At 58.0% G+C, this 19,544-nt stretch carries 21 protein-coding genes and 2 tRNA genes; 17 read left to right on the top strand and 6 right to left on the bottom strand.

What is annotated here, in order from left to right:
- The first annotated feature begins 57 nt into the window (after window positions 1-57).
- Window positions 58-1,332 carry a PhoH family protein gene (locus ADA16_RS04530; protein ID WP_048759580.1) on the top strand — a complete coding sequence of 425 codons (1,275 nt, stop codon included), beginning with the start codon at window positions 58-60 and terminating at the stop codon, window positions 1,330-1,332.
- Between the two features lie 82 nt (window positions 1,333-1,414).
- Here the strand turns inward: ADA16_RS04530 and ADA16_RS04525 are convergent, their stop codons facing one another.
- Window positions 1,415-2,413: a PfkB family carbohydrate kinase gene (locus ADA16_RS04525; RefSeq protein ID WP_048759579.1), complete on the bottom strand. Its 999-nt coding sequence runs from the start codon at window positions 2,411-2,413 to the stop codon at window positions 1,415-1,417.
- Between the two features lie 94 nt (window positions 2,414-2,507).
- Here ADA16_RS04525 and ADA16_RS04520 point away from each other — a divergent pair, with 94 nt between their 5' ends.
- Window positions 2,508-3,074 carry a thymidine kinase gene (locus tag ADA16_RS04520; protein ID WP_048732776.1) on the top strand — a complete coding sequence of 189 codons (567 nt, stop codon included), beginning with the start codon at window positions 2,508-2,510 and terminating at the stop codon, window positions 3,072-3,074.
- 229 nt (window positions 3,075-3,303) lie between these two features.
- On the opposite strand, the gene ADA16_RS11100 is transcribed toward ADA16_RS04520, so the two are convergent.
- Complete coding sequence (locus ADA16_RS11100; protein ID WP_152680727.1) at window positions 3,304-3,561, bottom strand: hypothetical protein; 258 nt, start codon at window positions 3,559-3,561, stop codon at window positions 3,304-3,306.
- A 246-nt stretch (window positions 3,562-3,807) separates the two neighbouring features.
- Here ADA16_RS11100 and ADA16_RS04515 point away from each other — a divergent pair, with 246 nt between their 5' ends.
- On the top strand, window positions 3,808-5,055 hold the full coding sequence (locus ADA16_RS04515; protein WP_152680726.1) for a rolling circle replication-associated protein: 1,248 nt from the start codon (window positions 3,808-3,810) through the stop codon (window positions 5,053-5,055).
- On the opposite strand, the gene ADA16_RS04510 is transcribed toward ADA16_RS04515, so the two are convergent.
- Entirely contained in the window at window positions 5,026-5,454 is a 429-nt protein-coding gene (locus ADA16_RS04510; RefSeq protein ID WP_048759577.1) for a hypothetical protein, read from the bottom strand. The genes ADA16_RS04515 and ADA16_RS04510 overlap by 30 nt on opposite strands.
- Before the next feature lie 208 nt (window positions 5,455-5,662).
- Between ADA16_RS04510 and ADA16_RS04505 the strand changes: the two genes are divergently transcribed.
- From ADA16_RS04505 to ADA16_RS11485, 7 genes are all read left to right on the top strand, one after another.
- On the top strand, window positions 5,663-6,037 hold the full coding sequence (locus ADA16_RS04505) for a hypothetical protein (RefSeq protein WP_048759576.1): 375 nt from the start codon (window positions 5,663-5,665) through the stop codon (window positions 6,035-6,037).
- 108 nt (window positions 6,038-6,145) lie between these two features.
- A complete protein-coding gene (locus ADA16_RS04500) occupies window positions 6,146-6,415 on the top strand; it encodes a hypothetical protein (RefSeq protein WP_152680725.1) in 270 nt (89 codons plus the stop codon).
- Window positions 6,408-6,932 carry a hypothetical protein gene (locus ADA16_RS04495; RefSeq protein WP_048759574.1) on the top strand — a complete coding sequence of 175 codons (525 nt, stop codon included), beginning with the start codon at window positions 6,408-6,410 and terminating at the stop codon, window positions 6,930-6,932. The genes ADA16_RS04500 and ADA16_RS04495 overlap by 8 nt, the downstream gene beginning before the upstream one ends.
- On the top strand, window positions 6,925-7,734 hold the full coding sequence (locus ADA16_RS04490) for a hypothetical protein (protein WP_048759572.1): 810 nt from the start codon (window positions 6,925-6,927) through the stop codon (window positions 7,732-7,734). The genes ADA16_RS04495 and ADA16_RS04490 overlap by 8 nt, the downstream gene beginning before the upstream one ends.
- Window positions 7,727-8,176 carry a hypothetical protein gene (locus ADA16_RS04485; protein ID WP_152680724.1) on the top strand — a complete coding sequence of 150 codons (450 nt, stop codon included), beginning with the start codon at window positions 7,727-7,729 and terminating at the stop codon, window positions 8,174-8,176. The genes ADA16_RS04490 and ADA16_RS04485 overlap by 8 nt, the downstream gene beginning before the upstream one ends.
- Window positions 8,177-8,389: 213 nt before the next feature.
- The gene (locus ADA16_RS04480; protein ID WP_048759569.1) at window positions 8,390-8,572 is read left to right on the top strand and encodes a helix-turn-helix domain-containing protein; all 183 of its coding nucleotides are present in this window, start codon (window positions 8,390-8,392) and stop codon (window positions 8,570-8,572) included.
- Entirely contained in the window at window positions 8,532-9,497 is a 966-nt protein-coding gene (locus tag ADA16_RS11485) for a tyrosine-type recombinase/integrase (protein ID WP_414629647.1), read from the top strand. Before ADA16_RS04480 ends, ADA16_RS11485 begins: the two co-directional genes overlap by 41 nt.
- Here ADA16_RS11485 and ADA16_RS04475 read toward each other — a convergent pair.
- Window positions 9,457-9,530, bottom strand: a tRNA-Ile gene (locus ADA16_RS04475). The genes ADA16_RS11485 and ADA16_RS04475 overlap by 41 nt on opposite strands.
- A 211-nt stretch (window positions 9,531-9,741) precedes the next feature.
- Between ADA16_RS04475 and ADA16_RS04470 the strand changes: the two genes are divergently transcribed.
- The 4 genes from ADA16_RS04470 (at window position 9,742) to ADA16_RS04455 (ending at window position 14,840) form a co-directional block, all read left to right on the top strand.
- A complete protein-coding gene (locus ADA16_RS04470; RefSeq protein WP_082150651.1) occupies window positions 9,742-11,385 on the top strand; it encodes a DHA2 family efflux MFS transporter permease subunit in 1,644 nt (547 codons plus the stop codon).
- Between the two features lie 321 nt (window positions 11,386-11,706).
- Window positions 11,707-13,083 carry a dicarboxylate/amino acid:cation symporter gene (locus ADA16_RS04465; protein ID WP_048759564.1) on the top strand — a complete coding sequence of 459 codons (1,377 nt, stop codon included), beginning with the start codon at window positions 11,707-11,709 and terminating at the stop codon, window positions 13,081-13,083.
- 10 nt (window positions 13,084-13,093) lie between these two features.
- The gene (locus ADA16_RS04460; protein WP_048759563.1) at window positions 13,094-13,948 is read left to right on the top strand and encodes a serine hydrolase domain-containing protein; all 855 of its coding nucleotides are present in this window, start codon (window positions 13,094-13,096) and stop codon (window positions 13,946-13,948) included.
- A gap of 268 nt (window positions 13,949-14,216) precedes the next feature.
- Entirely contained in the window at window positions 14,217-14,840 is a 624-nt protein-coding gene (locus tag ADA16_RS04455) for a DUF3145 family protein (RefSeq protein WP_048759561.1), read from the top strand.
- Here ADA16_RS04455 and ADA16_RS04450 read toward each other — a convergent pair.
- Both ADA16_RS04450 and aceE read right to left on the bottom strand, forming a co-directional pair.
- Complete coding sequence (locus tag ADA16_RS04450) at window positions 14,816-15,175, bottom strand: acyl carrier protein (protein WP_048759555.1); 360 nt, start codon at window positions 15,173-15,175, stop codon at window positions 14,816-14,818. The genes ADA16_RS04455 and ADA16_RS04450 overlap by 25 nt on opposite strands.
- Window positions 15,175-17,931: a pyruvate dehydrogenase (acetyl-transferring), homodimeric type gene (aceE, locus tag ADA16_RS04445; RefSeq protein WP_048759553.1), complete on the bottom strand. Its 2,757-nt coding sequence runs from the start codon at window positions 17,929-17,931 to the stop codon at window positions 15,175-15,177. Before aceE ends, ADA16_RS04450 begins: the two co-directional genes overlap by 1 nt.
- A gap of 265 nt (window positions 17,932-18,196) precedes the next feature.
- Between aceE and ADA16_RS04440 the strand changes: the two genes are divergently transcribed.
- The 3 genes from ADA16_RS04440 (at window position 18,197) to ADA16_RS04430 (ending at window position 19,543) form a co-directional block, all read left to right on the top strand.
- Complete coding sequence (locus ADA16_RS04440) at window positions 18,197-18,607, top strand: DUF3052 domain-containing protein (RefSeq protein ID WP_048759550.1); 411 nt, start codon at window positions 18,197-18,199, stop codon at window positions 18,605-18,607.
- A 186-nt stretch (window positions 18,608-18,793) separates the two neighbouring features.
- Window positions 18,794-18,865, top strand: a tRNA-Val gene (locus ADA16_RS04435).
- Window positions 18,866-18,937: 72 nt separating this feature from the next.
- Window positions 18,938-19,543 (top strand): hypothetical protein, encoded by a 606-nt coding sequence (locus tag ADA16_RS04430; protein WP_152680723.1) that lies wholly within the window; start codon window positions 18,938-18,940, stop codon window positions 19,541-19,543.
- The last annotated feature ends 1 nt before the right edge of the window (window position 19,544 follow it).

The raw sequence follows: 19,544 nt of genomic DNA, 5'->3' as shown, positions 1-19,544 counted from the left end.
ACCAAGCATTCATCTCACAACCACGTAATTTCTACCTCTGACTTTTAGCCTGAAGTCATGCGTACCTACGTGCTTGATACCTCGGTCCTGCTGTCCGATCCCCACGCCACCAAGAAGTTCGATGAGCACCAAGTTGTTCTTCCACTGGTGGTGGTGAGTGAGTTGGAGGCCAAACGCCACCACCCAGAGCTGGGGTGGTTCGCCCGAGAAGCGCTCCGTTTCCTCGAAGAGTTGCGCTATCGCTACGGCCACCTGGACCGGCCTGTGCCCGCCAATGATCTTGGCGGGCTTATGCATATTGAGCTCAACCACTCCGATCCTTCCATCCTCCCCGCTGGCTTCCGCACCGCCGAAAACGATCACCGTATTCTCGCTTGCGCCCTGAACCTTCAGCACGATGGCCATGATGTCGTGCTGGTCACCAAGGACATTCCGCTTCGCGTTAAGGCTGGTGCGGTGGGATTGCCTGCCGACGATTACCGCGCCCAGGACGTCGTACTGACTGGGTACTCGGGAATGGTGGAAGTGGACGTCGACCCGGAGCAAATTGATCGTCTCTTCGCCAATGGCTTTCTGGAGCTCGAGCAGGTTCAGGAGCAGCCGCTGCACTGCGGCGTGCAGCTCAGCGCCGGTAGCCAGTCTGCGCTGGCAAGGGTGAGCGCCCCGGGTGTCGTCAAGCTTGTGCGGGGCGATACGGAGGCGTTCGGGCTGAAGGGACGGTCGGCGGAGCAGCGCGTTGCGCTCGACCTGCTGTTGGATGACTCGGTGGGGATTGTGTCCCTCGGCGGCCGAGCCGGCACGGGTAAGTCGGCGCTTGCACTGTGCGCGGGTCTGGAGTCGGTGCTGGAGCGCGGACTACATCGCCGAATCGTGGTGTTTCGTCCGCTCTACGCGGTCGGTGGTCAGAACCTTGGTTACCTGCCCGGTAGTGAGGACGAAAAGATGAACCCGTGGGCGCAGGCTGTTTACGACACGCTGGAGGGGCTGGTCTCGGAGAACGTCATGGATGAGATTGCCTCGCGCGACATGCTGGAGGTTCTGCCGCTGACCCACATCCGTGGTCGCAGCCTGCATGACAGCTTCGTGATTGTCGATGAGGCACAGTCGCTGGAGCGCAATGTACTGCTGACGGTGCTGTCACGTCTTGGCAGCAATTCGCGGGTCATTCTCACCCATGATGTGGCGCAGCGCGACAACTTGCGCGTCGGCCGCCATGACGGTGTGCAGGCAGTGATTGAGAAGCTCAAAGGCAACGAGCTTTTTGCGCATATCACGCTGAAGCGCTCGGAGCGCTCGAAAATTGCCGAGCTGGTCACCAGCATGCTGGATTAGCGGTGACACCTAAGTTAGGCATCGCCGCCTTATAAGAAGGTAGGCCGTCGAAGCGCAGTTAGGCTTCGACGCTTATAGAGCGCTAGTAAACGCTGATAGCGGGAAAGTCCTCCGCCTCGACCATCTCTAGCAGCTTCTCGCGGCGGACAAACGCGGAGCATGCGCCGACCGCCTGTACGGCTGCTGCACCTGCTGCGGTGGCCAGTGGGACGGCGTCGTAAAGCGAGGTACCCTTAGCCAGTTCTGCGGTGAGCGTGCCGACGAACGCGTCGCCGGAACCGGTGCCGTCGACAATCTTCTCCTCTGGCAGCTTAAGCGCAGGATGCTCGTAGATTGTCGGCTCGTCATCGAGACCGTCGGAGTGCTGTGCGAAGAGACAGCCGTGGTCGCCCCGGAGCATGACGACGCTGGGGCAGTACTGCAGTAGTGCCTCGAGCTGTGCGCGGTAGTCGGTAGCGCGGATGCCTTCGGCGATGTCCAGGCGACGGATTGTTTCCCAGGCGCCCTTCATATTGACAATCAGTGGATCTGCATGGTCAATCAATGCAGGTGTAACGGTTACGACCGGATTGAGGTTCAACACCAGTCGCGCGCTGTACATGGATGCGACGGACGCGATGGCCTCAGTTGCTTCCGGGAGTAGCTCGCCCTGTGCGAGCACGACATCCGCGGATGCGAACTCGTCGACGAAATCGGTGGGATCGGTCAGTGCGTCGGCACCACGCTGGACAAAAATGACCGGGCGGCCCTTGCGGTTTGTTGCGACGAAAGCGCTGCCGGTCGGCAAATCCCAGGAAGTCTTGATGGAATGGACGTCTACGCCGTGTGCGTTGAGTTCCTCGACCACGACGTCCGCAGCGCGATCCTCACCAACCGTACCGGCCATGACAGCACGGACACCGTCGTAGGCAATGGCAACGGCCTGGTTAGCGCCCTTACCGCCTAGCGAATTAGTGCCGTCATCAACGATGAGCGTGCCACCTTCGGCGGGGACGCTATCGACCTGGACCAGGGTATCTAGGTGGATCGATCCGCATACAACAACGGTTGGATTCTCATTCAGGTCAGGATTCGGCTGCATAAAAATATAGGATAGTCGCGAATTGAAATCCGCGTTGGCCGCCCGGTTCCACGCCCGTCAGAGCTCGCGAATCCATGCCTTACAATCGATGGCTATGGCAAAACTGTACTTCCGCTACGGAACCATGAACAGCGGAAAATCCATCGAGGTCCTCCGCGTCGCCCACAACTACCGCGAGCGTGACATGCGACCGTTGATCGCCAAGCCGGCCGTCGACACCTTGGCTGACGGCGACGTGCACTCCCGCATCGGGATCGCGGAACGCGCGCACCTCATCCACGATGGCGATGACCTTTCCTCGCTTGCCGACGGCTACGACTGCCTAATCATCGATGAAGCACAGTTTCTTACCCCTGACCAGGTCGATCAGTTGCTGGGCATCACCCTGCGCGGTACCCCGGTGCTCTGCTACGGCCTGCGTACCGACTTTCGCACCCACGCCTTCCCGGGCTCCCAGCGATTGCTTGAAGTCGCCCACACCATTGAGGAAATCAAGACAATTTGCACCTGTGGGCAGAAAGCGATTTTTACTGCGCGGTTGAATCCGGACGGCAGCATTATTCTCGACGGCGAGACCGTGGAAATTGAGGCACTCGAAGCGCCGAAGTACATCTCCCTATGCGCCAGCTGTTACAACCGGATGTCGGGTAAATGGGCGTGAGCTGCCGAGGGCAGTCCCGAGAGCTAGAGCTAGACAAGAAAACGGGCGAAGAGAAATAGGGAACAAAAAAGGGAACAGCCCTGGCAGTTGAACCGTGGAAGTTCGCCCACCAGGGCGTTTAGTGCCCCCAGCAGGGCTCGAACCTGCGACAAAAGGATTATGAGTCAGGTGCTCTGCTTGACCTGCGGTTTTAGGTAACCGTCGTTTTTCAAAATTCCACGTTTTTACCTTAGGTGTTGTTATTATGCAATCGTCGAAAATGTTTTCTACCCCCACTGCCCAGCCAGGCGGAGCCGTAGTGGACGTGTGCAGCGACGAGCCGGGAGCAGAGCGCAGGGGCAAGGGCGCGCGAACGGCGGAACGCCGCATGCGCAAGCGCCCGCGGCAGCGGAGTGGCGCGGTAGGTGTGGGAGCGACCGCGCGCGGTAGCGGAGGTGTAGCCGACGGCGGGGCGTGGCGAGGAGCCGCAGGCGACGAGCTGGCACATGGCTTGTCCATATGTGCCAAAACACGACAAAACGACAACCGGCAGGAAAACACCAAGGTGGATAGGGGATTTCCCACGGTAGAAGAATGTCGGGACGCGGCAGGAAAACTGTCCTCACGGACGTGGGAAGGGGGAGAGGGGAAGGTCGCAACGATTCAGATTTCCCCGAGTTTGTTGCGGCTTGGTGCGTACGATTTCAATCTTCGGGAGAGAAGAGAAGAGCGGGCACGGGAGCGTGACCGCAAGATGCAAGATCAACAAAAGGTGTTGGTGAAAATTGAGAGGGAACGTACGCGGCATAAAGAGCGCGTTGCGGAGGTCGAGCGTCGGCTAACTGAGTTGGAGGGTGTACTGGATACCTCGACGGATACCGCTGTTCGTGCGGATGCTATCCGTGAGCACACTGTACTGCTGCGGGAGTGGCGCAATTTGGGTGTTGTCCCTGCGGAGGAAAAATTGGATGCGGCATTGAGGGCACTGCGGCATGCCCGAGAGCTGTCGGAGGGGATTCTGCCGACTCTAAAGGGGATGGCAACGGAAAACCTGGAAAAGGCGGGTGACCAGCAGGAACGTGACAAGTGGGAGGTTTACCTAGAGCAGCTGGCAATGTGCCAGAAAAAGGAAGAGGACCGCCGGATTTTGGAATGGTCGCAGAAGAGTCGAACGCGCATGATTTCGACATTTTCCGAGCTGGACTGGAACGCGTTTTTGGAGCAGCCGGGCAAAGTTGCCATGGCGACTTTGACGTACCCCGGCGATTGGCAGGCGGTCGCGCCTGACTCAAAAACGGTGTATGCGCATTTGAACCGGTTGCGGCTTCAGTTTCAGCGTGATTGGGGGCGCGAAATGCTTTCGGTGTGGAAAAGAGAGTTTCAGCGCAGGGGGGCTCCGCATTATCATCTTTTGATGGTGGTGCCAGAGGGAACATGTACCGTGAAAAATCCCGTGACCAGCGAAAAGGTGCAGGTGGATTTTACCGGCTGGCTTGCTGCAACATGGGCAAGAATCGTTGCCGCCGATCAAAGTTCAGGGGAACGTGCGCGGCATCTGGTGGCGGGTACTGGTGTGCACTATACGCGGCAGCGTTTTGAGTCCCCGCGTCATGCAAGTTTCTATTTTTCAAAGTATGCGGCAAAAAATGCGGATGGGTCGGGAAAGGAATATCAGAATCGCGCTCCGCAGGAGTGGGTCGAATCCGGTGCGAGCGTCGGGCGTTTTTGGGGTGTCTTTGGTCTCAAAAAGGTGATGGCGGTTGCGTTGATTTCTGCTGATGAGATGATTTTTTTCGGTAGGACGCTCGCTCGTTGGGCATACTCGCGGTTCGGTACAAAACGTCGCATGGTGGGTAAATGGCGCGCTGGGTGGATTCTCATGGATGATGCGCCAGGTATGGCAAAAGCCCTGTTCAGAGCGTTAAGCGCGTATCGTGCAGGTGGTGAAAAACTGCCGGTGGGGATGCGGGGGTCAGTTGCTCTCCGCCAGGCGACGCTGTAGGGCGGCGTCGTTGTAGCCTGCTTCGATTTTTGCTTGCTCCGCCTCAGTCATGCCATCCGGGTGACCGGACTGCTTGGCGTCGAAAATTTTAGGCACAAAATCAGCGTTGGCGGTAGTGGATGTGGCGGATTGTTCATTGTCACTGTGACGTTTCTCGGATAGTTCGGCATTAACTTCCTTGGTAATGCTGCGCACTTTTGTAGTGCTGATACCTGCCCACTCTGCGACCTGCCGTTGGGGGACACCAAGATCATCGAAGAGCAGGGCGACGAGCATGCGCTGTGCCCTTTGATTTTCCTGGATAACGTCGCGCGTTGCGCGAAGCATTGCGCCTATCTCCGCGATTTGTTGTTCGCGGGCTTCGGCGGCTTTTCGGATTTGCTGCGGGTCGATGGTCATGCGCCGAGCTTATCTAACCAGGCGGTTTATGTAAACCGCGTGAGATTTTAGGTAGGTATGAACAGGGCGAGTGGGTGCGTTTTGCGTTGGGTGGTTTAAAAAAATCGCGCGGGTTTGAAAGTGTGCTATACTGAAGTCAGTTCCAAGGGGGAACGAAAAACCATAATGGTTTTTAAAATTCGATTTGTGAGAGGAAGTAGCCAAAAAAATGGCACTCAATTCGTTTACTGTTCCAGCTGCAGGCTTGAAGCTGGTGACTCTGGCTGACATGGCGTCGCGTCAGGTGATGCAGTGGGAAAATCGGCGCCCTACCGATAAGGCGGCGCTGGATGATGCTGGTGATGAAATCCACCGCGTGATGGAGGTGCCCGCGCTGTGGCAGGGCGAGCAGACGACCATCGCAGTACAAAGCTCAAAGGAATTTACTCTGCCCGCGGGGAAGGTGCTGGCGGCTGGAAAGGGGTGCAACCTGCAGGTTCGCGCAAGTTCCGACCGTGACTCCACTTTTGCCGAGATGCGTCTGACTCTGCGCATCGGTGAGCTGCAGCAGGTGGCTGATTTTTCAGAGCAGCTGGCACGCTAAGACCGCTCTGGTGGTTTGTACCGCATCCCCCGGCTGTGGTTGTCGGGGGAGCGTCTAGGAATCACCAAAAATGGTATTCCACCCAAAACAAGAAGATTGGAGGACGCTGTGAGCGTCATATCGATTGAGCGGCAGATTGTAGGACTGCTAGAAGAGTGGGCATCGAAAGGCTATCCGATGACCTATGGTGAATTGCTTATTTGCATGTCTGACGTGTCGGATATGGAGATAGGAGAGGTCGTAGTGGAGCTGATTCGCCGAGGCTGGGTTCATGGAGAGCGCGACTATTTTCACCCTGAAATCGAGCGCCTCACTCTGACCGCTCGCGGACGTGACGAGGCTGCGGCTGGTCTGTGGGGAGGCGCTGAAAATGAGTAATGGCATCGATTTTGGAAGCCTGTTTCTCCTTGTGCTGATTATCGGCGGCATCCTTGCGGTGATTAGTCTGGCTGAGTCGTGGGGTGAAAATCGCCAGCAGCTACATGGGCTGAGCAAGGAGGATAAGGAGGATCTTCGCGCGGGCGAGCGCGAATTCTTCCGCCGGTTCGGCACGGATAAAAAGCTGCATACAGCACTGGAGGCGGTCGGCTGCTATGTCGAAACGATCCGCACAGTGCGCACTGAAGATGGCGAAGAGCGGCAGGAAGTGTCACGGCTGACCCCGACCGTAGTCCGTCGCCTGAGAGATGCGCGGGGGGTCGCGCTGGTGTGTAGGCTCCCGCAAGGTATGAGCGAAAAGGATTTCCGTGAGGGTGTCGAAAAGCTCGGCGCGTACGCCGATATTGAGGGGGTTCGCGACTATCAGGTAGAGCGTGAGCGGCCTGGTCAAATGCGCGTTTATGCCATCACCCGTGATGCTTTTGAGACGAAGCTGGGGGTCGATTTCCTTGACTGATACAGGGGCACCCCTCTGGTGGGCGCAGGACGAAGACGGAAACCTCGTATGCCTCGACCCGTATGCCTCCTATCATACGTTCATCGCTGGTATCACTCGCTCGGGTAAAAGTAAGGGCTCGCAGTCGATTTTAATTCAGCTGGCAAAACACTCCGATATTCAGGTAGTCGGCATCGACCCCGCATTCGGGCTGCTGCGTCCCTGGCGGGAGTATTCCGGCAGACCGCAGGACTTTGTTCTTGGTACCTCAGAAGCGTCGTTGAAAGCATCGATTGCGCTGGTTAACGCGGTGGTAGCCGAAATGGAAATTCGCATGGCGAACCTTGGGCGCCGAGAGAAAATCGACGAATTCTCGGTAAGCCAGCCAATCATTTTCTGCGTGCTTGAGGAATATTCCGGTTTGATTGAGTCGATGACCGCCTGGGATAAAAAGCAGGCGGCGGCATTTACTGGCGCTGTCGGTCGACTACTCCGCGAAGGCGCAAAAGTCGGCATTCGTGTTTTTACGATTTTGCAGCGTGCAGAAGCGAAAACGCTGCATGACCGGTCGCAGTATGGTCGCCGTGTCTCGTACGCACAGGATAATACTGACAGCATCAGAATGATGTTTGACCAGGCGCAACCGGAGGATGTGGCGCGCATGATTGCGCTCCAGCCAGGTCGCGGTGTGCTCCGTGAGATTGGTAAGCCGGATTTTGTGTGGTTTCAGTCTCCGGATATGGCTTATGACGAGTACTACGACCGTATCGGGCGGTACGTCTTCGATCAGCACACTCCGCTAGTGGGTGAGTCTGATGAGTAGGGGGCGGAAAATCGCTGGCGGTGTGCTCGCGCTGTTCGCTGGTATCGGTCTGGTGGTTGCCCAGGGTGGTGGCGACCAGGCACCGGAGAACATGACTCCGGGGGAGCCGGAAGAGTGCATGGGCTGGTTCGTTGACAAAAATGCCTGTGAGCTGGCAAAAGCTCAGCAAGTGGTCGATATCGCATGCAAGCCGTTGCCAGCTGCGCATACGGCGGTGGAGTCTGACCGGCGGTGGCAGGAGTGTCTGGGTGCTAAGGCTGACCTTAATCGGCAGCGGCAGCAGCTTCGCGGTATGTCGAAAAATGGGTCTGACCTGCAGATTTCGCCGGTTACGACTCGGTATGCTGTCCCCACAGAACGCGTTTGTCTGACCTACGAGGATGTGAATCGCGTTACGGGCGCGGTGACCCCTGGGCGTTGTGTTGTGCGGGTGGCTACCTAGCCCTACTCGGGGAGTACAGAGGGGGCGCAGCCCCCTTTGTCCTTGACCCGTCGTCTACGGTGACCACTGATTTTTTGTTCTCCGTCGCCTGCCCCCGGGTGACCCCCTGGTTCTTTGTGTCTTCTTCTTTGATTCGCGCCCGCGACGGCGGGCGCACCTATTACTTCGTTTATTTCTGATTTCGTTTCTTTTTTGAAAGTTGGTTTTAGAAAAATGGCTTCGTTGCTTACTCCCGGTGAGGTTGCTGCTCGCCTTGGCGTGTCTCGTCAGACTCTCATGCGGTGGCGTGACCGTGGCGTGGGTCCGGATTTTATGCAGGTCGGCGAGCTTGTCCGCTACGTCCCCGAGTCGGTGGATGCGTATGCGTCCGGTAAGGTGCGTGAGCCAAATGCCTAGTTCAGCGCCGTATTTTGGGGCTTATGCGGCTGAGTGGCTGTCAATGCATCCTGTGGCGGAAAAAACTGCGGAGGATTATCGGTGGCTGCTGGAGCAATATCTTAAGCCTGCGTTTGGAAGTTTGCGTCTTGATCAAATTACTTACCGTGATGTGCAGGGTTGGGTTATGGAGACCGCTCCGCACGCCTACCATCAGGTACGGCAGGCGTTGAGCATTGTGCGTCAGGTCTACCGGCTCGCGGAAATCGAGGGGTACGTTTCTTCATCGCCGGCGAAGTTGGTCAAAATGCCGCCAGCTACTCGTTCGCTCCCAGATCCTTTGAGTCCTGATGAAATTCAGCGTGTAGCCCAGCAGTTGTCGGGTCGTGACCTACTGATTTTTGAGGTACTGGTCTACGGTGGACTGCGGTTTTCCGAGGTCACGGCACTAAGACCGTCATCAGTGCATGACGATTACGTGATGGTCTCGGGCGGGCTTATCCCTGCCCGTGGTGGTGGCTGGCTGCGGTCGGACGGCAAAACCCACCAGCGTCGGCGGGTGTATCTCCCCGGTTTTGTCATGGAGCGACTGAGGGAGTACGTAGCCCAGTGTCAGACTGAGCTGTTGTTCACCTCGGCTGTTGGCACGCCGGTGCACAGAACGAACTGGACGGCAAGGTCTCTGCAGCCTGCGTGTGACCGCGCGGGCGTGAGGAAAATCACTCCTCATGCGCTCCGGGATACCTGCGCGACCCTTGCTCTCCGGTCGGGGATTGCTCCCCAGGTGGTTGCTGCTCACCTTGGACACGCTGACGCGACTACGACGTTGCGCCACTACGCGGGGGTAGTGGCAGGTGACCTCGAAAGTCTGTCCGTGTCGTTGCAGGATGCGATTTCGGGAGTAGTGCCCCCACCAGGGCTCGAACCTGGGACAAAAGGATTATGAGTCCTCTGCTCTAACCGACTGAGCTATAGGGGCAAGGATCGGGCGCTGTGAAGTGACAATTAAGCACTATAAACCAGTGCCCGAGGCCTCATAGCATCATAGCAATCTGCCACCGTGCGGTGATAAAAGCCCTATAGCCAGCAGGTTCTGCTGCCATCGCACGGATTCAATGAAGTTGAGTCTTCCGCAAAGTTACGACTTTCGGTTGATGAATCAGTACTTGGACACTTCTAGTATTAATCCTATGAGTACAAAACCTTCCTTGAGCAGCGCCGATGTCTCAGCCGACGCACAAGCCGGTGCCACAGCGAAAGCGAAGGGCGCTACCGCCACAGCGATCGCCAGCAAGGAGCAAATTGCTGAGTTCGCAGCCTCGCCACAACGCTGGTGGGGCCTGCTCGTGCTTGCGGTTGGCCTAGGCATGATTGTCCTCGACGGCACCATTGTCGGAGTGTCACTGCCGACCATCATTTCGGAGCTGGGCCTCGACATCGTCGGGGCGCAGTGGATCACCACGATTTACTCCGTCGTCTTCGCAGCATTGCTACTGACCTCTGGCCGTGCTGGTGACCGCTTTGGCCGTCGAACCCTTTTCCTCGTCGGCCTGGTCATCTTCACGGACGGCTCCGTCGTAGCTGCGCTTTCCACCTCATTGGCTCCGTTGGTCATTGCCCGCGTCATCCAGGGCATTGGTGGTGCGTGCATTCTGCCGTCCACACTGTCCAGCGTCAACGCACTGTTCCGTGACAAAGATCGCGCCACTGCATTCGGCATCTGGGGTGCGGTCATGTCCGGCGCAGCAGCAGTTGGCCCGCTTCTAGGCGGCGTCCTTACTCAATTCGCTGGTTGGGAAGCTATTTTCTGGGTCAATGTGCCCATCGCTGCGGTGCTTTTCGTCCTCGCACTGCGCTGGGTACCGAACACCGCGGGCGATACCAACGACACTGGTGGTTTCGACGTCCTCGGCCTGGTGCTGTCTGGAATCGGCTTTGGTGCCGTGGTCTTCGGCATCATTCAGGGCGCCAAGATAGGGTTTGCTTTTCCCTCCGCACCCGTCGTCACGCTCTTGATTGGCGCGATGGTGCTTGTCGCCTTCGTGCTGTGGGAAAACCGTCGTCGGAAGAATGCGGATCCCGCCCTTTTGGACGTGTCGATGTTCTCCTACGCCACGTTCAGCTGGGGAAATACCACGGCGATGCTCGTCGCAGTGGGGGAGTTCGCGCTGGTTTTCGTGCTGCCGCTCTACCTGGTGTCGGCGATTGGCTTATCGACGATCGCAACTGGCCTGGTTCTGGCAGCGATGGCTCTCGGTGCGTTTTTCGCCGGTGCCATGGCACGCCATCTGGCGGCCCGGATTACCCCGGCCGGTGTGGTGATTCTGGGGCTTGGCCTCGAGGTCTTCGGTTCGCTGCAGTTGGCGGCGGAAGAGCGCGTTGATTTGCCACTGTGGCTGGTCGTGTTTGCGCTGATTGTCTACGGTCTGGGTCTTGGTCTGGCATCTGCACAGCTGACCTCGTTGGTGCTTGGCGATATTCCGGTGCGGCTGTCGGGACAGGCATCGGCAACGCAGTCGACAATTCGGCAGATTGGTTCGGCTCTCGGTGCTGCGCTCGGTGGTATGGCGCTGACGATTGGGCTGGATCGCGAGATTGCGAAGCTGTCGCCGGGACTGGAACAGATGGGGCAGGGGCTGAAAGATTCCGCCGGTTCGATGCTGATTGGTCTGCGTGCGCAAGGTGCTCCTGACGAAGTCTTGGAGCCGCTGACCAATGGGTTTGCACATGCCACGCAGTTTGCGCTGTATGCGGCTGTCGGTGCGTTGACTATCGGTTTCCTCTGTTCTCTGAAGGTGCTGCAGTTGCGCAAGCAGGCTGAGAAATCGAGTTAGCTACTTGGAATATTCGGGTGAGGGGCCGCGTTGGGAATTGGTGTCACAACATCAATCGTGGCAGTCTTATCGTTTGTCTCTTAACCGGACTTGCAAGTTAGAAATGACCAACATGAAAATGCTCACAAAGCGGCGTTGGCTCGATTACGGCCGAATTTCCACTTCCTCCTGTCGCTAAACACTTCGGGCTTCCGCCCCCCGTTGCGCCTACCTCTTCGAGGCTGAGCCCAGCGGCCCCGGATACCCCATCACGCGTATATGCCAGACGGGCTTAGGGCGCGGCACAAGTGTTTTCAGAGAAATAAAATCCCAGGAGGAAAAGTGAATAAATTCAAATGGGCGACCGGTTTTGGTGCCCAAGTTGTCTATGGCCTGATTATTGGTCTCATTCTGGGCTTCATAGCCCGCAGTACTGGCGAGGATTCCTCGTTGCGCACAGCTTTGGACGAGGTCGGCAGCACTTATGTCACGCTGCTGAAGCTTCTCATCCCGCCGCTGGTAGTCACCGCAGTAGTGGTCTCGATTGCCAACCTGCGCCAGGTCGCAGGCGCAGCCAAGCTGGCTGTTTCGACGCTTATTTGGTTCGCCATCACATCCTTTGTATCGGTGGTTATTGCCATTGGCCTGGGCTTGCTTATCAAGCCGGGCGTTAACTCCGGCGTCGATGCCTCGGCTGCACAGGAACCGGATTCTGTGGGCTCGTGGTGGGGATTCCTGCAGAGCATTGTCCCGCAGAACTTCCTCGGCCTTGGTGTGAAGATCAGCGAATCTGACGGTGCTGTATCCGGCTCGCTGAACTTCAACGTCCTGCAGCTGCTGGTCATCGCGATTGTCTTCGGTATTGCCGCAGTAAAGGTCGGCCCGAAGGCTGAACCGTTCATCGAGTTCTCCGGCTCTCTTTTGACCATCGTGCAGAAGGTGCTGTGGTGGGTTATCCGTCTGGCACCAATCGGTACTGCGGCTCTGATCGGTCATGCTGTCGCTGAGTACGGTTGGGAAGCACTTGGCAGCCTGGGCAAGTTCGCCATTGCCATCTACATTGGCCTGTTCCTGGTTATCGCAGTTGTGTATCCAGTTGTGCTGAAGATTCATGGCATTAGCCCAATCGACTTCTTCCGTCGCGTCTGGCCAGTGACCTCGCTCGGCTTCTTTACTCGTTCGTCGATGGGCGTCATGCCGGTCACTGAGCGCGTTGTCTCGCGTCGTCTGGCAGTGCCGGATGAGTACGCCTCTTTCGCAGTGCCGCTGGGTGCTACCACGAAGATGGATGGTTGCGCTGCCATTTACCCGGCTATCGCAGCTATCTTCGTGTCGCAGTTCTACGGGGTACCGCTGGACTTCACGGACTACCTGCTCATCATCTTCGTCTCCGTTATCGGTTCGGCTGCAACTGCTGGCACCACCGGCGCTACCGTCATGCTAACCCTGACCCTGTCGACCCTCGGCCTGCCGCTCGCCGGTGTCGGCCTCCTGTTGGCTGTCGAGCCAATCGTGGATATGGGACGCACCGCGGTAAACGTCACCGGTCAGGCCGTGGTCCCGTTGGTCGTCGCAAAGCGTGCAGGAATTTGGGACCAGGGCGAGTGGGACGCAAGCGCCAACGCCGACCTGTCGCCAGCCGACGAAACAGCTGACGAGTCGGACGACGAGTCTGCGGACGCGGCTGCTGAGAAGTCCACGTCTGCCGCGCTTGCGTAGTCTTGAGGACATGACTTCTTGGAAGCCCTCTGTTCTAGCGCAAGTTGACCAGTGGCCAGTCGACGCGGTCGCGGCTGCCGCGCGTGCCGACGATGGCAGTTGGCACACCCACGGTGATAGCGGCCGAGTTTTTGAACTGGCCAGTGTGACCAAGCTGTTGGCGGCCGTGGGAATGCTTGTGGCCGTCGAAGAGGGTGCGCTGGAGCTCAATCAAGAGCTCACGCCACCCGGTCGTGGTGCGACTGTGCGTCACCTACTGGCGCACGCCGGCGGGGTGGGGTTTGCCAGCCGTGAGCTGGAAAAAGAGCCAGGGGAGCGGCGTATTTACTCCTCCGCGGGTTTTGACATCATCGCCGATGTAATCGCTGCGGAGGCAGACATGCCGTTTAGTGAATACCTGCGCCAGGCTGTGTTTGAGCCGCTAGGGATGGCGGATTCCGTGCTGGATGGCTCGGCAGGGCATGGCGCGCGCAGCAGCGTCGCTAATCTCATGGCCTTCGTCGATGAGATTCTCGCCCCGACTCTTCTGCATCCCGATACCGTGACTGAGGCGTTGACGGTGCAGTTCCCGGGGCTGAATGGTATTGTGCCTGGCTATGGTATGCAACGTCCGGCCGATTGGGGCCTGGGCTTTGAGATCTTCGGGCACCCCGATTCCAAGCAGGGGCTGTGGTTTGGTGCCTCGATGCCCAAGGATGTCGCAGGCCATTTTGGGCAAGCGGGCACACTCCTGTGGCTGCATCGTCCAACCGGACGGGCGGCAATCGCGCTGACCGACCGAGATTTCGGCGAGTGGGCAAAGCCTCTATGGGCCGACTTCAACGACGAACTCTGGAGTGAGCTGGAAGAACACGCTGAGGATTAAGGGGGATGTGGAGTAAGCCGGCGTCGCTTGCGGCGCCGATTTTTCGTCTCAGCGTTAAATCACATCTGGGGGATTAAGGACAACTTGAGGGTTGCCAGCAGCCGTCTTGGAAATAACAATCATAAACACGTGCAACGCAAACCTCAGAAGTGTTGTTTTACCGCAGTGCTTTTTCTGCAGTGTGGCAAGTGTCGTTGGATGAGTTCGTAGGGGAAGACGAATCTCGTCTTACACCAATTGACCGCAACCTTTCCGAGGACCTTCGTCTATGCGCACCCAACTTTCAGGCGTCCTGTGGATTCACAGCATGCCAGGGCCGCTGCAACCACACATCACGTGGGCGCTGGCCCGACTCAGCATGCCCGATGGCACTAAGCCAGGCCGGGATATTTGGCGTGCGACCGACCAGGATTCCACTTTGTGCGCTGAGGTGCCTTTCACTGCAAGTGCTGACACCATCGCCACACTGGTGGACAACCTGGCTAGGTGGCCGCGCCTCTATTTCGAGCTGGCGCAAGACCCAGCCGTGGATGATGACGGCTACGCCATTGACGGTATGCGCTACTGCCATACCCCGCAGCTGGGGACTTTCGCCGGACAGACCGATGCCGTCGGAAACATCGTGATCAACGAAGACGCGCTGCGTTCCATCATGGCGCGCGGCGGCGACATCAAAGGTGCCCTCGACGCGGCCATCGGTGGGCCGTGGGACCGCGTGTTAGAGCCGATGCGCATGGTGACCGCAGGCTACGCCCCCGGCGAGTGCTTTACGACGTCCACCCCTGCCGGGCCTGATAACACCAGCGGCAACTCGAACGCTGGCAACGCAGACCTCGGTGGGGCAGAGGTGGCTAACGTGCTGCAGCTCTACCCGCGCCGGGCGGCGATGTAGTCAACTACATCGCCGAGGGTCTTAAACGAGGAAATGTCCTCATCCTCAATGCGGACTCCCAGCTCTTCCTCGCAGCGGACGGCCAACTCTACGACGCTTAAGCGGTCAAAGCCGTAGTCGGTCAGCGGGGTGGAGAGTTCCAGGGACTCCACCTCGTCGTTAGCCATCTTTTTGACGATCGCTGCAACTTCGCCATGCACACCTGCGGGCAGGTCTGTGTCGGCGGAACCCTTCTTTAAGTCCGTATTCGCTGCGCTGGACGAGGTATCGGCAGCGTCGCCGGTGACTTGTGCGCCCAACAGGGCGCTGAGCTGATCTCCAAGGCTTGAGGTCATTATTCAGCGTCCTGGATGGTTGCAGTTGGGTCGGTAATCTGCAGCTCTTCAGCGGCTTCCTGGGCGACATCCATGTCGAGCTTGCCAGCGCGTGCCAGGGCGGCCAGGGCAGCGACAGCAACCGACTCGCCGTCGGAGTTGAAGTAGCGGCGAGCGGCCGGACGGGTATCCGAAAAACCGTAGCCGTCCGTGCCGAGGACGGTGTAGTCACCCGGAATCCACTTGCGAATCTGTTCCGGTACCGCCCGCTGGAAGTCAGTTACTGCGATGAACGGGCCATCTGCATCGGCCAGCTGACGGGTGACGAAGGCATCCTGGACCTCGTCAGTCGGGTTGTGTAGACGCTCAGTGTCGCGTTCATGACCATCGCGTGCTAGCTCATTCCACGAGGTCACCGAGTAAATCGAGGAAGCCACACCGTAGTCTTCCAAGATGTCCGCGGCACGCAGGGCCTCCTGCATGCCAATGCCGGAAGCCAGCAGATTGACGTGCTTGTCGCCCTCGGCCTTGCGGAAGCGGTAGATGCCGCCGAGAAGTCCCTCGACATCGAGGTCCTCCGGCACAGCCGGCTGCGAGGTCGGCTCGTTGTAGATAGTCAGGTAGTAGATGACATCTTCGCCACGCTCCGGGCCGTACATGCGGTCGATACCGTCGCAGACGATGTAAGCAATCTCGTAGCCGAAGGCCGGGTCGTAGGAGACCACGGACGGGTTCGTAGCTGCCAACAGCTGGGAGTGGCCGTCCATGTGCTGCAGCCCCTCACCGGTCAACGTCGTGCGACCAGCGGTAGCGCCGAGCAGGAAACCTCGGGACATCTGGTCACCGGCAGCCCAAATGGAATCCGCCGTGCGCTGGAAACCGAACATCGAGTAGAAGATGTACAGCGGAATCATGGCCACGCCATGGGTGGCGTACGCCGAGCCGACAGCGGTAAACGAGCTAACGGATCCGGCCTCGGAAATGCCCTCATGCAGAATCTGGCCGTCCTTCGCTTCCTTGTAGGACAGCATCAGCTCATGGTCGACCGGGGTGTAGTTCTGACCGTGCGGGTTGTAAATCTTCAGCGTCGGGAACCAGGAGTCCATGCCGAAAGTACGGGCCTCATCAGGGATGATGGGCACGAAACGGTCCTTGAGATCCTTATCGCGCATCAGATCCCTGAAAACACGAACCGTCGCCATAGTGGTGGCGACCTTCTGCTTACCTGATCCCTTGAGGATGTTCTTCAGGCTTTCGGGCTTTGGCACTGTCAGAGGCTCGTAGCTAGTGCGGCGCTCTGGCACGAAACCGCCGAGCTCCTTGCGCCGCTCCAGCATGTACTGCACTTCCTCGGACTCCGGACCCGGGTTGTAGTACGGCGGCAGGTACGGATCCTTCTCCAGCTCCTCATCAGAGATTGGGATGCGCTGGTTATCGCGGAAGAGCTTCAGATCATCAAGCGTCAGCTTCTTCATCTGGTGGGTCGCGTTGCGGCCCTCGAAGTTGTGGCCGAGGCCGTAGCCCTTAACCGTGTGTGCCAGAATGACAGTCGGCTGGTCCTTGGTCTCCAAGGCCTTCTTGTAGGCAGCGTAAATCTTACGGTAGTCGTGGCCGCCGCGACGGAGGTTCCAAATCTCCTCGTCGGTCATGTCCTCGACCAGCTTGGCCGTGCGCGGGTCGCGACCGAAGAAGTGCTCTCGCACCCAAGCGCCGTCGTTAGCCTTCAGCGTCTGGTAATCGCCATCGCAGAACTTATTCATCAGGTCGACTAGTGCGCCGTCCTTGTCCTTGGCGAAGAGCTCGTCCCACTCGCGGCCCCAAACGACCTTGATGACATTCCAGCCAGCACCGCGGAAGAACGACTCCAGCTCCTGGATGATGCTGGTGTTACCGCGCACCGGACCGTCGAGACGCTGCAGGTTGCAGTTAATGACGAATGTCAGGTTGTCCAGGTTGTTCAGCGCCGCATGCTGAATGGCACCACGGGATTCCGGCTCGTCCATCTCGCCGTCACCGAGGAAGGCCCAAACGTGCTGCTGGGAGGTGTCCCTGATGCCTCGGTCATGTAGGTAACGGTTAAAGCGTGCCTGGTAGATAGCGTTAATAGGCCCCAGGCCCATCGACACCGTCGGGAATTCCCAGAACTCCGGCATCCCGTGCGGGTGCGGGTAGGAGGGAAGGCCATTGCCCTCGCCGAGTGAGACTTCCTGGCGGAAACCGTCGAGGTCCTCTTCGGTGAGACGTCCCTCCAGGAATGCGCGGGCGTACATGCCCGGCGAAGCGTGGCCCTGGAAAAAGACGTGATCACCGCCGCCTGGGTGGTCCTTGCCGCGGAAGAAGTGGTTAAAGCCGACCTCGTAAAGCGGTGCGGCGCCCGCATAGGTGGAGATATGGCCGCCCACGCCGATCCCCGGGCGCTGTGCGCGGTGAACCATAATTGCCGCATTCCAACGGATCCACTTGCGGTAGCGGCGCTCAATGTCCTCATCACCTGGGAATTCCGGCTCCATCTCGGTCGGAATGGTATTGACGAGGTCTGTCGATGTCAGCGGCGGTAGAGCCACACGCTTTGCTGTGGCGCGTTCCAGCAGGCGCAGCATAAGGAAACGGGCGCGCTCTGGGCCTGCCTCCTCCAGCAGGCCGTCGAGAGACTCAAGCCACTCCCTAGTCTCTTCGGGATCTGCGTCCGTGAGATAGGAGGCAACTCCATCACGAATAAGGGCGAAGTTTGATTCATCAGAGTGGGCTTGTGGCGTACCTGACGATGTATCTGACATTATGAGCTCCTTTCAGTCCCTGAAGGAAAGGCAAAGTTTATTTTTCTCCACTCTACTTCTGAATCGTCTGTCGTGCCCCTGCCCGTTTCTCGCACACGCTTTCACCGAATAATCCTCTCCGCTTTACGACGAACATTGCGAAAAACTGCACCTTTTTGGGGAAATTCTTATTTTGGAGCTGTGAAAAATGCATTTGAACGGTAAAATTTCTCGACATAGTTCGAAAAATCGAGCTGAATTATCTTTCTAGAGGAGGAAAAGGGAAGTGGTCAACGCCACAGGCGCTGTTCGTGACTATGCGAGCAGGCTCGGCATCAAGGAAGGTCAGCTAGTCCAGGAGGTTGGCTGGGATACAGACTGTGACTCAGCAATCAGTGAGTCGGTCGAGAATTTCCTGGATGCAGACCTGCTCGACGAAGACACGGATGAGGTTGTCGACGTCGTTTTGCTGTGGTGGCGCGAAGAAGACGGCGACTTGGTCGATGGTCTAGTGGATGCTTCCCGCCCTTTGGAAGATGAAGGCCGCGTTTGGCTGCTGACCCCGGGCGCTGGCCAGCCGGGTGCCATTGAGCCGGGCGTAATTGACGAGTCCGCACAGCTGGCAGGTTTCTCCAACACCTCGGCGCTTCGCCTGGGTGATTGGCAGGGTAACTGCCTAGTGCAGCGTTCTAGCTAACCGGCTCTAGCTGATCGGCTTTAACTAATCAGTTAAGTTTGGTCACTAGCTGAGCTGTTGCGGTTAGGGTTGCCGTGAGGCGGGCTGTCATCGTTAAGAAAGCCCGCTTAAATGAACTGTATAAACGCGATGTGTAGTGCGCAATTGGCAATCTATGTTTGCCGTGTGTTAAAGTTTCGCAGCAGCGCGGCGATAGCTCAGCGGTAGAGCTCTGGTTTTACACACCAGCGGTCGGGGGTTCGAAACCCTCTCGCCGCACGTCATAATCCGTCCGGATTCTCGTAATGGAGAAACCGGGCGGATTTTTTGTTTGTGCTAAACTCTCGGGCTGTGCGTTTTACAAAATCGCTTGCCACTATCGTTTTTGTCGGATCTCTTCTTGCGGGCCCACAGGCCTACGCAATTGGCGGAGATGGTAAACCGATAATTGATGCCGCCACCTGTAAAGCAATGGTCAAAGCCGCAAATGCAGGCGAGCCGGTGGAAGATCCATCGATTCTCCATCTCTCCGAACAGATGCCTTCCTACCTTGCCGACGGCACTTTGGATTACGTTGTTGCCCCAGACTTTCCGTACCGCGCGCAGCTGGATGCTGCTGCCAAAGAGTGGAATGAAAAGCTCGGTGGCAAGGTCGTGCTTCGGGAAGTGACCAAGGACAAAGCTGATTCGGATACCGTGAGTGTGCGCTACGTGCCTAAACCGAACTCGCACGTTTTGGCGTCTGCATCGGAAATTAGTAAAGAAATGACGGTTTTCGTTACTTCCACACTCTATCCTGATGCAATTCGCAGCACGCTTGCACATGAGTTTGGGCACCTACTAGGTATCCGGCACACCTGTGATTACACCTTGATGGCTGCATCTCAGCACCGTCATCCGGCAGCGCATGTCACTCCGCTCGATGTCGTAGCCGTTCTGCAGGGACAGTTTGATTAAA

The organism is Corynebacterium vitaeruminis, from assembly GCF_001054325.1.
GTDB classification, from domain to species: domain Bacteria; phylum Actinomycetota; class Actinomycetes; order Mycobacteriales; family Mycobacteriaceae; genus Corynebacterium; species Corynebacterium vitaeruminis_A.
The sequence above is the reverse complement of the archived record's forward strand: the minus strand, read 5'-3'. Positions and strand labels throughout refer to the sequence as shown.

Bases quoted from the DNA above. Each gene is read 5' to 3' on its own strand.
- ADA16_RS04505 (WP_048759576.1), top strand. From the start codon at position 5,663: ATGGCACTCAATTCGTTTACTGTTCCAGCTGCAGGCTTGAAGCTGGTG.
- ADA16_RS04480 (WP_048759569.1), top strand. From the start codon at position 8,390: ATGGCTTCGTTGCTTACTCCCGGTGAGGTTGCTGCTCGCCTTGGCGTG.
- ADA16_RS04450 (WP_048759555.1), bottom strand. From the start codon at position 15,175: ATGACCTCAAGCCTTGGAGATCAGCTCAGCGCCCTGTTGGGCGCACAA.
- ADA16_RS04520 (WP_048732776.1), top strand. From the start codon at position 2,508: ATGGCAAAACTGTACTTCCGCTACGGAACCATGAACAGCGGAAAATCC.
- ADA16_RS04470 (WP_082150651.1), top strand. From the start codon at position 9,742: ATGAGTACAAAACCTTCCTTGAGCAGCGCCGATGTCTCAGCCGACGCA.
- ADA16_RS04530 (WP_048759580.1), top strand. From the start codon at position 58: ATGCGTACCTACGTGCTTGATACCTCGGTCCTGCTGTCCGATCCCCAC.
- ADA16_RS11485 (WP_414629647.1), top strand. From the start codon at position 8,532: ATGCGTATGCGTCCGGTAAGGTGCGTGAGCCAAATGCCTAGTTCAGCG.
- ADA16_RS04510 (WP_048759577.1), bottom strand. From the start codon at position 5,454: ATGACCATCGACCCGCAGCAAATCCGAAAAGCCGCCGAAGCCCGCGAA.
- aceE (WP_048759553.1), bottom strand. From the start codon at position 17,931: ATGTCAGATACATCGTCAGGTACGCCACAAGCCCACTCTGATGAATCA.
- ADA16_RS04515 (WP_152680726.1), top strand. From the start codon at position 3,808: ATGCAAGATCAACAAAAGGTGTTGGTGAAAATTGAGAGGGAACGTACG.
- ADA16_RS04495 (WP_048759574.1), top strand. From the start codon at position 6,408: ATGAGTAATGGCATCGATTTTGGAAGCCTGTTTCTCCTTGTGCTGATT.
- ADA16_RS04460 (WP_048759563.1), top strand. From the start codon at position 13,094: ATGACTTCTTGGAAGCCCTCTGTTCTAGCGCAAGTTGACCAGTGGCCA.
- ADA16_RS04525 (WP_048759579.1), bottom strand. From the start codon at position 2,413: ATGCAGCCGAATCCTGACCTGAATGAGAATCCAACCGTTGTTGTATGC.
- ADA16_RS04455 (WP_048759561.1), top strand. From the start codon at position 14,217: ATGCGCACCCAACTTTCAGGCGTCCTGTGGATTCACAGCATGCCAGGG.
- ADA16_RS11100 (WP_152680727.1), bottom strand. From the start codon at position 3,561: ATGTGCCAGCTCGTCGCCTGCGGCTCCTCGCCACGCCCCGCCGTCGGC.
- ADA16_RS04485 (WP_152680724.1), top strand. From the start codon at position 7,727: ATGAGTAGGGGGCGGAAAATCGCTGGCGGTGTGCTCGCGCTGTTCGCT.